Annotated in this window: 14 protein-coding genes and 1 riboswitch; of the genes, 10 read left to right on the top strand and 4 right to left on the bottom strand. The window is 59.6% G+C overall.

Translation table 11 applies throughout. From position 1 onward, the window contains the following. The first annotated feature begins 105 nt into the window (after positions 1 to 105). The 6 genes from AC1RO0_RS01940 to AC1RO0_RS01965 all read left to right on the top strand — a co-directional run bounded on the left by AC1RO0_RS01940 (position 106) and on the right by AC1RO0_RS01965 (position 3,720). A complete protein-coding gene (locus AC1RO0_RS01940) occupies positions 106 to 660 on the top strand; it encodes an RBBP9/YdeN family alpha/beta hydrolase (RefSeq protein ID WP_498591294.1) in 555 nt (184 codons plus the stop codon). A 265-nt stretch (positions 661 to 925) separates the two neighbouring features. Next, on the top strand, positions 926 to 1,690 hold the full coding sequence (gene purC, locus AC1RO0_RS01945; RefSeq protein WP_007696300.1) for a phosphoribosylaminoimidazolesuccinocarboxamide synthase: 765 nt from the start codon (positions 926 to 928) through the stop codon (positions 1,688 to 1,690). A gap of 18 nt (positions 1,691 to 1,708) precedes the next feature. Then, positions 1,709 to 1,951, top strand: coding sequence for a phosphoribosylformylglycinamidine synthase subunit PurS (gene purS, locus AC1RO0_RS01950; RefSeq protein ID WP_498591296.1), 243 nt, complete (start codon positions 1,709 to 1,711; stop codon positions 1,949 to 1,951). 8 nt (positions 1,952 to 1,959) lie between these two features. Further along, positions 1,960 to 2,517 (top strand): RNA 2'-phosphotransferase, encoded by a 558-nt coding sequence (locus AC1RO0_RS01955; RefSeq protein WP_498591297.1) that lies wholly within the window; start codon positions 1,960 to 1,962, stop codon positions 2,515 to 2,517. Then, positions 2,514 to 3,185, top strand: coding sequence for a phosphoribosylformylglycinamidine synthase subunit PurQ (gene purQ, locus AC1RO0_RS01960; protein WP_368514479.1), 672 nt, complete (start codon positions 2,514 to 2,516; stop codon positions 3,183 to 3,185). The genes AC1RO0_RS01955 and purQ overlap by 4 nt, the downstream gene beginning before the upstream one ends. A gap of 127 nt (positions 3,186 to 3,312) precedes the next feature. After that, complete coding sequence (locus AC1RO0_RS01965; protein WP_498591298.1) at positions 3,313 to 3,720, top strand: hypothetical protein; 408 nt, start codon at positions 3,313 to 3,315, stop codon at positions 3,718 to 3,720. A gap of 66 nt (positions 3,721 to 3,786) precedes the next feature. On the opposite strand, the gene AC1RO0_RS01970 is transcribed toward AC1RO0_RS01965, so the two are convergent. Together AC1RO0_RS01970 and AC1RO0_RS01975 are read right to left on the bottom strand one after the other, a co-directional pair. Continuing rightward, entirely contained in the window at positions 3,787 to 4,746 is a 960-nt protein-coding gene (locus tag AC1RO0_RS01970) for a threonine ammonia-lyase (RefSeq protein ID WP_498591299.1), read from the bottom strand. 21 nt (positions 4,747 to 4,767) lie between these two features. After that, positions 4,768 to 4,848, bottom strand: a riboswitch (ZMP/ZTP riboswitch). Positions 4,849 to 4,935: 87 nt separating this feature from the next. Further along, positions 4,936 to 5,184, bottom strand: coding sequence for a DUF1127 domain-containing protein (locus AC1RO0_RS01975; RefSeq protein WP_498591301.1), 249 nt, complete (start codon positions 5,182 to 5,184; stop codon positions 4,936 to 4,938). A 103-nt stretch (positions 5,185 to 5,287) separates the two neighbouring features. On the opposite strand from AC1RO0_RS01975, the gene AC1RO0_RS01980 reads away from it, so the two are divergent. From AC1RO0_RS01980 to AC1RO0_RS01995, 4 genes are all read left to right on the top strand, one after another. Next, positions 5,288 to 6,706, top strand: a complete 1,419-nt coding sequence (locus AC1RO0_RS01980) for an aminotransferase-like domain-containing protein (RefSeq protein ID WP_498591302.1) — start codon at positions 5,288 to 5,290, stop codon at positions 6,704 to 6,706. A gap of 193 nt (positions 6,707 to 6,899) precedes the next feature. Beyond that, on the top strand, positions 6,900 to 7,430 hold the full coding sequence (locus AC1RO0_RS01985; protein ID WP_498591304.1) for an acyloxyacyl hydrolase: 531 nt from the start codon (positions 6,900 to 6,902) through the stop codon (positions 7,428 to 7,430). Between the two features lie 155 nt (positions 7,431 to 7,585). Beyond that, positions 7,586 to 9,817, top strand: coding sequence for a phosphoribosylformylglycinamidine synthase subunit PurL (gene purL, locus AC1RO0_RS01990; protein ID WP_498591305.1), 2,232 nt, complete (start codon positions 7,586 to 7,588; stop codon positions 9,815 to 9,817). An 18-nt stretch (positions 9,818 to 9,835) separates the two neighbouring features. Continuing rightward, positions 9,836 to 10,069 (top strand): BolA family protein, encoded by a 234-nt coding sequence (locus AC1RO0_RS01995; RefSeq protein ID WP_004108912.1) that lies wholly within the window; start codon positions 9,836 to 9,838, stop codon positions 10,067 to 10,069. On the opposite strand, the gene AC1RO0_RS02000 is transcribed toward AC1RO0_RS01995, so the two are convergent. Next, positions 10,055 to 11,254, bottom strand: a complete 1,200-nt coding sequence (locus AC1RO0_RS02000) for a hypothetical protein (protein ID WP_498591306.1) — start codon at positions 11,252 to 11,254, stop codon at positions 10,055 to 10,057. The two genes, AC1RO0_RS01995 and AC1RO0_RS02000, sit on opposite strands and share 15 nt — an antisense overlap. Positions 11,255 to 11,397: 143 nt before the next feature. Next, entirely contained in the window at positions 11,398 to 11,706 is a 309-nt protein-coding gene (locus AC1RO0_RS02005) for a hypothetical protein (RefSeq protein ID WP_498591307.1), read from the bottom strand. Between the last annotated feature and the right edge of the window lie 297 nt (positions 11,707 to 12,003).

The following is a 12,003-nucleotide window of genomic DNA, read 5'->3' on the forward strand; positions in this document are numbered from 1 at the left end:
CCGACATCATCAATCGCTACCGGCAAGCGCCATCCTAACAAATTTTGCCGCAATTGTCGCCTTTTCCCTTGACAGTCAGGCCTTCCTTTTCCACATCGGCGCATCATGAAAGTCTCCGACGCAGATATTCTCATCGTTCCCGGTTACACCAATTCCGGCCCGGACCACTGGCAGACGCGCTGGGAGCAGAAGCTCTCGACGGCGCGGCGCGTGGAACAGGCGGAGTGGTCGAAGCCCGTGCGCGACGATTGGGTTGCCCGCATCGCCGAAGAGGTGAATGCCTCGACCAAGCCAGTGGTGCTGGTAGCGCATTCGCTTGGCGTTCCCTCGGTGATCCACGCGATCCCCTATTTTCGCAACAAGGTGGCCGGCGCCTTCTTCGTCACGCCGCCCGATGTCGCCAATCCGAAGATCAAGCCGAAGCATCTGATGACTTTCGGCCCCTACCCGCGCGATCCCCTGCCTTTTCCCTCGCTCATCATAGCCAGCCGCAACGATCCTTTCAGCAGCTACGAGCAGACCGAAAAGCTGGCCCATAGCTGGGGCTCGCTGCTGATCGACGCCGGCGAGGCGGGCCATATCAATGCCGATTCCGGCCATGGTCCCTGGCCGGAAGGCACGATGGTCTTCGCCAAGTTTCTGAGCAACCTCAAGCCGTAATCGCGGCCAAGTGTGATACAATGGTTTGCTTGGGGTGGATCACTAGCCTGTGCAGTACCTGCGGGCTTCATTCCATCGTCAAATAAAAGCCTGTAGAACATGAGATGACAGGATCCCGATTCTCGCATTGGTACCCACCAAAGCCGGAATTCCGAGGAAGGAGGCGCTGGCGGATTGTGAATTTGCTTCTTATCCGTTATGGGGACGCCAACAGACAGATCCAATTGCGCTTCCTCCAGAGCGCCAACGACAGAGAACAACACCAATGAACCGTCGCCGCCGTATTTACGAGGGCAAGGCCAAGATCCTTTACGAGGGACCTGAGCCGGGCACGCTGATCCAATTCTTCAAGGACGATGCCACCGCCTTCAACAAGAAGAAACACGAAGTCATCGATGGCAAGGGTGTTCTGAACAATCGCATCTGCGAATATATTTTCAGCCATCTGAACAAGATCGGCATTCCCACGCACTTCATCCGCCGCCTCAACATGCGCGAGCAGCTGATCAAGGAAGTGGAGATGATTCCGCTCGAGATCGTCGTGCGCAATGTCGCCGCCGGCTCGCTCGCCAAGCGCCTCGGTATCGAGGAAGGCGTGGTGCTGCCGCGCTCGATCATCGAGTTCTACTACAAGTCCGACGCGCTCGAAGACCCGATGGTCTCCGAAGAGCATATCACCGCCTTCGGCTGGGCAAACCCGGCCGAACTCGATGACATCATGGCGCTCGCCATCCGCGTCAACGACTTCATGACCGGCCTCTTCCTCGGCGTCGGCATCCAGCTCGTCGATTTCAAGATCGAATGCGGCCGCCTGTTCGAGGGCGACATGATGCGCATCATCCTCGCCGACGAGATTTCGCCGGACTCCTGCCGTCTCTGGGACATCGAAACCCATGAGAAGATGGACAAGGACCGTTTCCGTCGCGATATGGGCGGCCTCGTGGAGGCCTATTCCGAAGTTGCCCGCCGTCTCGGCATCATCAATGAAAACGAACCCGTGCGCGGCACGGGGCCGGTTCTCGTCAAGTAAAGCGCAGGAAGGACAATCGTGATCAAGGCTCGTGTAACCGTCACGCTGAAGAACGGCGTTCTCGACCCACAGGGCAAGGCCATTGAAGGCGCGCTCGGCGCGCTCGGCTTCGAAGGTGTCGGCCAGATCCGCCAGGGCAAGGTCTTCGACCTCGAGCTCAACGGCGCGGACAAGGCCAAGGCCGAGACTGAGCTGAAAGCCATGTGCGAAAAGCTCCTCGCCAACACGGTGATCGAGAACTTCAGCATTTCGATCGATTGATCTTACCGATGGCATCCGCAAGCCTCCAGACCGAAATCTCCAAGTTCATGAGCTACGTGCTAAGGCACGCGCCGCACGAGGCGGGATTGACATTGGATCCGGAGGGGTGGGTGCCGTTCGAAGATTTGAAGAAGGCTGTTTTCGTTCGTTTTGATGTTACCGACGCCGATGTTCTCGAAGTGATCGAGACCAACCCGAAGAAGCGCTTTACCCTGACGGGTGATCGTATTCGGGCGGCGCAAGGTCACAGCGTCGACGTCGATCTGGCGCTGCCCTCGGCCACGCCACCGTCGCGGCTCTTTCATGGAACCACGGTGGAGAGCTGGGCAGCCATTCAGACTGCGGGGCTGGAAAAGATGCCACGCCATCACGTTCATCTGTCAGCGGATCTCGAAACAGCCAAGATCGTCGCGGCCCGACGCAAGGGTGTACATATCATCCTGGAAATCGATGCGGCGCGCATGCATTCCGAAGGTCATTCTTTCTTTGTCACAGACAATGGGGTATGGCTCACCGATCACGTACCAAGCCAGTATCTTTCGCCTATCTCGGGAGCAGAATCATGAAATCAGCAGTCGTTCAACTTCCCGGTCTCAATCGCGACCGTGACATGATCGCGGCGCTGACCAAGATTTCCGGCCAGGCACCCGTCACGATCTGGCAGACGGAAACCGAGATTCCGGATGTCGACCTGATCGTCATTCCCGGCGGCTTTTCCTATGGCGATTACCTGCGTTGCGGCGCGATTGCAGCCCGTATGCCGGTCATGCAGGCGATCAAGGACAAAGCCGACAAAGGCGTCAAGGTTCTCGGCGTTTGCAACGGCTTTCAGATTTTGGTCGAAGCCGGCATGCTGCCTGGCGCGCTGATGCGCAATGCCTCGCTGAAGTTCGTCTGCCGCGAGGTCAAGCTCGAAGTCACTAACGCCGAAACGGACTTTACCCGCGCCTATGCCAAGGGCCAGGTGATCCGCAGCCCGGTCGCCCATCATGACGGCAACTATTTTGCCGACGCGGAAACGCTGGCGGCGATCGAAGGCAATGGCCAGGTGGTCTTCCGCTATGCCGAAGGCACCAACCCGAACGGCTCGATCAACGACATTGCCGGCGTCATCAACGCCAAGGGCAATGTACTCGGCATGATGCCGCATCCGGAAAACCTGATCGAGGCAGCCCATGGCGGCTCCGACGGTCGCGGCCTCTTCGCCTCCGCCCTCGACGTGATCGCTGCCTGAGGCGATCATCCACACCAAGAGTGGAACTTGCGAACCGACCGGCGCTTTGCCTCATAAGGGTGTCGGAAGGTTCCCCACATATCATTGGCTGAGAGCAGCCCAACCAATTCATTGGAAGAGAAGATTGATGCGCCCTCGCCTCGTTACCGGATTTCATTCCGCCGCCGCTCTTGCGGCTCTCGGCCTGCTCGTCACGTCTTGCGGCACGCACACGCCGACTACGATTACGGTTGATCGCACCGCCCTGACGACGATGGAACGCGTCATGCTGAGCGCCAATGCCTGCTGGTTCAAATCGGCAGATCCGGCCTTCGCCGGCTATCAGCTCGCGCCCGAACTCAACTCCTTCACCGGCCGCCCGCGCATTCTCGTGGTCGACAAGAAGCACCCGACCGGCCGCCCATCGCTCGTCGTCCAGGCGGAAGGCAACCCGGCGCAGCTGCAGGCTTTCGGCCCAATGATGGGTGGCGCTTCCGGCGGCCGCATCACCGGCGATGTCAACCGCTGGGCCGCAGGCTCAAAGGGCTGCCAGTAACGGTTTCGCTGCCGCGGTTGTGTTGCCGTTAAGTAGGCTATCACCCGGATTCAAGCAGCCTCACCTTTAAGGCTTCCCAATCCACTCTTCGAATGCCTTGGGTTCGACATTGCCGCCACAAAGAACGGTTGCCACTGTCTTACCGGCAAAACGCCGTGGGTTCTCAAGAATGGCGGCGACGCCAAGTGCGGCGGCGGGCTCCACGATAAGTCCCGAATGCAGGTATAGAAGTCGCATTCCCTCCTTGATACTCTCCTCGCTGACCAAAAGGACATCATCGGCGACGACCAATAGATCATCGAGAACTTCCGGGATCACATAGCGTCCGGCCACCCCATCGGCGATGGTATTCGGGGCGCCGGCGTCCACAATCCGCCTGGCTTTAAAGGAAAGAGTCATGGCCGGTGCATTTCGGGGCTGGACCGTGATCATCTCCACACTTGGCCGCCGGCATTTCAAGGCATAGCCGATGCCGGTTGCCATTGCCCCGGCCCCCAGAGAAACCAGAACAGCATCCAGCGCTTGAGGAAGTTCCGAAAGCTCGAGCCCGATTGTCGCGGCACCTTCACAAGTGTCGAGATTTTTGCTGTCCTCCAGGAGGAACGCACCCATTTCCTCGGCGAAATCCGTGGCCGCCTGGAGCGCGGCTTCGATCTCCCCTTCGACCAACACCACATTTGCCCCCAGTAGCCGCATCTTTTCCACCTTGAAGGCATTGGCGGCGGCGGACGCCGTCACCGTGACATCAAAGCCTCTCAGTTGGCCGCCATAGGCGAGTGCCTGGCCCAGATTGCCCGCGCTGGCGCAGACGACCGATTTCGTATCGCCTTGCGACTGTAGCCGCGCCAGAACCATCTCGGTGCCACGCCCCTTGAAGCAGCGCACGGGGTTCATCGTTTCGACTTTGAGAACGATCCGACAGCCTAGAGCCCGGCTCAGACTTTCACAGACATATTGCGGTGTATGCAGAAAGACCTTGTTTATGGTCGTGGCAGCGGTTTCGATTCGATCGATATCCAAGCGCATATGAGCCCCCATTGCATTTCGCGGTAAGGCCCAGGCGGTCGGCATATATCGCTGCGTTCCACGATGGTTTTCCATCACAATCCGCCAGTCGCGCAGCTATCACAAACTCGTTCACAGGCCAGGCGATGTCAAGGATGTGAATCGCTCTGATGGACACGTGCTAGTTTGTTGATACGCGGCTGAACTCGCTCAATCCCAGAAAAACGACTTGCTGACCTCAGTCCTCGCTTCGCTGCGGGTCAGCCCGATATCGCACAACTGGTCATCCGTCAGACCGCGCAACGTCCACCGGCTTTCGCGCTTCTGTAGCCAAAGCGCAAAGGATCCTAAAAGACGATGTGCCAGACGCGACAGAGGCTGCGCCGGCTTGAAAGCATCAAGCGGTATCTTGACGGGTTCGGTGCCTCTGGAAAGGCAGATTGTATCTATTGTATCCATTTTGCGCTCGTAGGATTGTGACAATGAGGATGTATCGAGCCAAACGATACAATTGACTCATAGTATTGACTCCATTTCCAGGGCAATCTAAGAAATTGTCATCATGACAAATTGGTTGCCTGACATTTCCAGCGGGAACGGACCGGTTTACATCCGCGTCGCCGACAGCATTGAAAACGCGATCACCCATGGCGTATTGCCACCGGGGACGAAGCTGCCGCCGCAACGCAATCTCGCTTATGATATCGGCGTGACAATCGGCACCGTCAGCCGGGCCTATGCGCTCGTGCACGAACGCGGCCTCGTCGCCGGCGAAGTCGGCCGCGGCACCTATGTGCTCGACCGCATCAACGGCAAGCAGATCGAGCCGGTGGATCCGATCACGCAGGCACTCGCCGGCACCCGTGGCCTGGAAACCCCGGTCGGCAAGATTCGCTTCGATGCAACGGCAGCACCCGATATCGGCCAGGGCGAAGTCATCGGTCGGCTTTTCGCAGACATCAGCCGCGATCACCAGACGGAGATTTCCTCCTATTCGCGGAGTTTTCCGACGAGCTGGTTCCGTGCCGGGCAGGTCTGGCTTGCCCGCAACGGCTGGCAGCCGGCGATCGAGACGGTGGTGCCGACACTCGGCGCCCATGCCGCTGCCATCGCCGTCATTTCGGCGGTCACCTCCCCCGGCGACAAGATCGTCTTCGAGAACCTGACCTACACGCAGGTTAGCCGCGCCACCCGTCTTCTCGGTCGCCGCTCCATATTGGTGGATTCCGACGAGCACGGCATCATTCCCGACGATTTCGAGCGGCTTTGCCAGCAGCAGCATCCGCGTCTGGCCTTCCTGATGCCCACGGCGCACAATCCGACATTGACGACCATGCCGGAGGCCCGCCGCCGCGCGATTGCCGCCATCGCGCGGCGGCACAGCGTCTGGCTGATCGAGGACGATCTCTATGGCGGCATGACCGAGGATCCGAACCCGCTGATGGCAAGCATCGCACCGGAGCGCACTTTCCTTGTTAGCGGTCTATCAAAATCAGTCACTGCGGGCGTGCGCGGCGGCTGGGTTGCCTGCCCGCCACATTTCGCCCAGCGCATCAGGGTCACCCACAAGATGACGACCGGCGGCCTGCCCTTCATCCTGGCGGAAACCTGCGCCCGATTGGTCCTCGAAGGCCATGCGCTGGCACTGCGCCGCAAGGCGGTCGATGAAATCCGCGCCCGTGAACAATTGGCGCGCGAGGCGCTATCCGGCTTTGAATTCACCTCGCATCCGCATGTGCCGTTCCTGTGGCTGAAATTGCCGGAGCCCTGGCTTTCCGGCACGTTCAAGAATGCGGCCCTTGCCGAAGGCGTGCTTGTCGACGACGAGGACGAGTTCAAGGCGGGCCGCTCGGATAAGGTCTATCACCGCGTTCGCGTCGCCTTTTCCTCCCCGCAGCGCCGCGACGATGTCGCAGCCGGCTTCATGACTTTACGCCGCCTTCTGGAAAACGGCTCGGCCGGCTACGACAGCCACATATGACGGCATTGTTGCGGTTTTGCTTCGGTCTCGCAAAATAAGCCTTACTTAGCAACGCGCGCTTTACCTCGATTTCGAGGGTGCTACGATCCCCCGATACGACGCGATTCGCTCGCCATATTGGGGGGAGTGCATGGTTACGGCTTCTATATTCGGACGCCTCTTCGCTAAGAGCGGCCTCGCAGCTATTTTTATTATGAATGCCTCGATTTTCCTTGCCACTGAAACCGCTGCTGCCGCCGACAACAAGATATTCGATGAACTGCGCTTCGGGGCAAGCGGGTCTATCCAAAGCGGATACGACCATGAAAAGGGCATCTTCCCGGATGTCCAGGTGCTGTTCAATCCGTTCGGCTATAATCCGACCGCAGACTGGAAGGATCAACTCACCCATCCGCGCATCCATCTCGGAACCTCCGTCGGCACGGCAGGTTCGGCAACGCAATTCTACGGCGGTCTGTCCTGGACGCTCACGCACAGCAACGGCATCTTCACCGAAGCCGGCTTCGGCGGCACCATCCATACCGGCAACCTCGATGACTGGACCGAGCACGGCCCCATGCTCGGCTGTCGCCTGCTTTTCCATGAATATGCAGGGCTCGGATACAACTTCGACAGCCATTGGAACATGATGGCCCAGATTGCCCATTCCTCCCATGCCGAACTCTGCGACGGCCCCAATGGCGGGATGACGCGCGTCGGGCTTATGGTCGGCTACAAGTTCTGATCGCCGCCAATCGGTCGCAAATGATCACGCCCGCGCTTTACCTATTGTGAATCGCGGTCATTTTCCTGTCGCGCGACAGGTTCACATGCGCTAAAGAGACCCCGATCCCCTGACCGGCCTTCAAACCCTTTACAGGCAAGGACCTTCGAGCGCCCATGACCCTTTCGAATACGATCCAGATCACCCCGGAACTGATTGCCGCCCACGGCCTGAAGCCGGACGAATATCAGCGCATACTGGATCTGATCGGCCGCGAGCCCTCCTTTACCGAGCTCGGCATCTTCTCGGCCATGTGGAACGAGCACTGCTCCTACAAGTCCTCGAAGAAGTGGCTGCGCACCCTGCCGACCAAGGGACCGCGCGTCATCCAGGGTCCTGGCGAGAATGCCGGTGTGGTCGACATCGATGACGGCGATTGCGTCGTCTTCAAGATGGAGAGCCACAACCATCCGTCTTATATCGAACCCTATCAGGGTGCGGCGACCGGCGTCGGCGGTATCCTGCGCGACGTCTTCACCATGGGCGCGCGCCCGATCGCGGCGATGAACGCCCTGCGCTTCGGCGAGCCGGACCATCCGAAGACCCGCCACCTCGTTTCCGGCGTCGTCGCCGGCGTCGGCGGCTACGGCAATTCCTTCGGCGTTCCGACAGTCGGTGGCGAAGTCGAGTTCGACGCCCGCTATAACGGCAATATCCTCGTCAACGCCTTTGCGGCCGGCCTTGCGAAATCCAACGCCATCTTCCTCTCGGAAGCCAAGGGCGTCGGCCTGCCGGTCGTCTACCTCGGCGCCAAGACCGGTCGTGACGGTGTCGGCGGCGCGACCATGGCATCGGCGGAATTCGACGAATCGATCGAAGAAAAGCGCCCTACCGTCCAGGTCGGCGACCCCTTCACTGAAAAATGCCTGCTAGAAGCCTGCCTTGAGCTGATGCAGACCGGCGCCGTCATCGCCATCCAGGACATGGGTGCCGCCGGCCTTACCTGCTCGGCTGTCGAAATGGGCGCCAAGGGCGACCTCGGCATCGAGCTCGATCTCGACAAGGTGCCGGTGCGCGAAGAGCAGATGACGGCCTATGAAATGATGCTCTCGGAAAGCCAGGAGCGCATGCTCATGGTACTGCAGCCGGAAAAGGAAGCCGTCGCCAAGGCGATCTTCGTCAAGTGGGGCCTGGATTTTGCCATCGTCGGCAAGACCACGGACGACCTGCGCTTCCGCGTCATCCATCAGGGCGAAGAAGTTGCCAACCTGCCGATCAAGGATCTCGGGGACCAGGCTCCGGAATATGACCGCCCCTGGCGCGAAGCTGACAAGCGCGCCGCCCTGCCCGCCAATCTCGTCGCGGCACCCGAGGACTACGGTCAGGCGCTGCTGTCGCTGGTCGGCTCGGCCAATCAGTCCAGCCGCCGCTGGGTCTATGAACAATATGACACGCTGATCCAGGGCAACTCCCTGCAGCTTCCGGGCGGCGACGCCGGCGTCGTCCGCGTTGAAGGTCATCCGACCAAGGCGCTTGCCTTTTCCTCCGACGTGACACCGCGATATGTCGAGGCCGATCCGTTCGAAGGCGGCAAGCAGGCCGTTGCCGAATGCTGGCGCAATATTACCGCGACGGGCGCCGAGCCGCTGGCCGCGACCGACAATCTGAATTTCGGCAATCCGGAAAAGCCTGACATCATGGGCCAGCTCGTCGGCGCCATCAAAGGCATCGGCGAAGCCTGCCGCGCGCTCGACTTCCCGATCGTCTCGGGCAATGTCTCCCTCTACAACGAGACCAACGGCGTCGGGATCCTGCCGACCCCGACGATCGCCGGTGTCGGCCTGTTGCCGGACTGGCAGGCAATGGCGCGCATCGGCTCCGCCTCAGAAGGTGATCGCATCATCATGATCGGCGTCGATGGCAGCCATCTCGGCTCCTCGATCTATCTGCGCGACATCCTCGGCTCGACGGACGGCCCGGCTCCGGAAGTCGATCTCTTCGCCGAACGCCGCAACGGCGATTTCGTCCGCTCCGCCATCCGCAACGGCCAGGTCACCGCCTGCCACGACATTTCGTCGGGCGGTCTTGGGCTGGCGCTTGCCGAAATGGCGATGGCCTCGGGCAAGGGCCTGAATATCGATCTCGGAGAATGCAAGGGGCTGGCACATGCCCTGCTCTTCGGTGAGGATCAGGCGCGCTATGTCATTGCCGTACCTACCGATGTTGCCGATTTCGTCTGCATCAACGCCGAGAGTGCTGGCATACCTTTCCGTCGTCTCGGCACGGTTGGCGGTGACGCCCTTGCCATTGACGAGCTGCTGTCAGTTTCGGTTCAGCAGTTGCGTCAGGCGCATGAATCGTGGTTTCCTGCCTTCATGGATGGCAGCGCGCTCGCTGCTGCCGAATAGGAATGAGGTAAATCACTGATGCCAATGAATCCCGGCGATATCGAAGACATGATCAAGGCCGGCATTCCCGGTGCCAAGGTGACGATTCGCGACCTGGCCGGGGATGGCGATCATTATGCCGCCGAAGTCGTGGCCGAAGCCTTCCGCGGCAAGAGCCGCGTACAGCAGCACCAGATGGTCTATGACGCATTGAAGGGCAATATGGGCGGCGTCCTGCACGCCCTGGCGCTACAGACCTCAGCGCCCGACTGAGGAAATCCGGACGTTGTCATTGCCGGGGCCGAAAGCCAGTTCCGGCATATCCGTCTGCGAGAATGCAGCAAAACTGGATGCCGGCAACGGGCCGGCCGTCAGAAGCGTGAAATCGAAGGGAGCTCGGACATCCGGTCCGAGCACATATTGCCGGTGTACGCGCAGGAAATCGCGCTTGATCTTGGCATAGTGCTTCGACGACAGCATTTTCTTGAAGCGAATGAACTGGATCGTGGCCGGCGGTGCGTCGGCATGTCCGCAGACCGCGACGATCTTGGCTTTGTAGAAATGGATCGCGTCCGTCAGACAGTGAACGTCGAGCCAGAAAATCTCCTGACAGCGCGCGAGCAGGCCAACTCTTGACCGCAGCGTCATGGCGGGCCGCATCAATGCACATTGCAGGATGGCACTACCGAGCGTCGTGAACACGACTCGCTTGCCACGAAATAGCTCCGGCTCCCGTTCGAGCAGCAGCCCGATCACATGAGCGGCAACGCTCGATCCCATGCTGTGCGAGGAAATGACATACTCATCGGCCGGCTCATCGAGCGCCTGACGCGCACTGATCGCACAGGCTTCGATCCATTGCTCGGCGCCAATGCCGTTCAACCCTGCCATGGCGACCGCCATCTCCCAGTCGGCGAAGAGATGCAGCGTGTGCAGCCGCTCTGCCTGGGGCAGGAAGACATAGATGAAGAAGGCTACCGCCAGCGCGATGCTGCCGATATGGCTCCAAGACGGAAGCCCGAGAAGAGAGGGCAGAAGGGCAATGGACAGGCTGAGGAGCAGCCCGACCAGCATCAACAGGAACGGGAAGATAAAGAAGAGACCGAAGCGCCAAGCGTGCCGGAAATAGCCCATCATGCCACCGGAGGCCGCAACCCTCCCGGCTGCGAGATACCCTTGCCCCAGCCGCGTGAAAAACGGCCTGCCATTCAGCTTTGCGACCAGATCATTGTGATCGAGGACATGAACGCGGCTATGGGTCTGCCAATCCGCGCCGTTGGCATTCACATCGAAATACGGCGCCCTGCCGAAGTTTTGCAACGAATCTACGGCGACCGAAAAATCCCATGCGGACGCACTCTGCCGAGCCGAACGCTCATAACGCGCCCGATGCAAGGACGCATCCAAAGGCTCGAAGCCGGGGAAGTGAAGGACCACCCTCTTTTCAACGTTACGCATAATGTACTTGGTTCCCCGGCGCACTGACGGCATCGCGTCTATATCAGAGACCGGCAACACCATGACGAGCCGGCTTTTTCATGGCAGACCGCGATGAAAACTGGCGAAAAGGTTCCCACGGCCTGGTTAAGGAAGCGTCTAAGTCAGCACTCCCGGCCCGAATAAGGCGAGTAATCAGCGCAGGGATCGGCCGGCGGCGCGGTCATGATCCTATGGACAGCCTGGGGCTGCGGCTGAACCTGCGGCGCCGCTGTCGTGGTCGTCGCACGATAGCCGAAGGCGATGCTGAGCATCAGAACGATGGCGCTCACCGTGACGGCGCTATTCAGTATCGATGCTTTGGGGGTTCGAACATGCTCATAATACTCCCGCTCGCCGTCGCTCGTCTCGTTGGAACCGTAAAAATTACGCTCCTCGCCGACCTGGCCGTCAGAATAGTGATGATGGCTCATGATACCCACTCCCTAAAATGCAATGCTCGCAAGGGGACAGGTACCCGTCATGCACGCCCTACAGACGCGCCTCAAAAACTCTGTCGCCACCGACTCTGAAAAACCCAGCAGCGTAATATTAAGCGTCCCTTGCTTCTTTCTATATGTGTTGTTCGGTTTCCGAGTTGAAGAAGCGATTTCAAAACGCACTGTTCAAAAAAAGGTGATAATTCCAACACGGCGCCATCATTCGGGACCAATGTTGCGCGAAAGCCCATTCATGCGATGAAAAACATTCGGGCACGTTATTGCGGCTGG

The organism is Rhizobium sp. GW821-FHT14E12, from assembly GCF_058803745.1.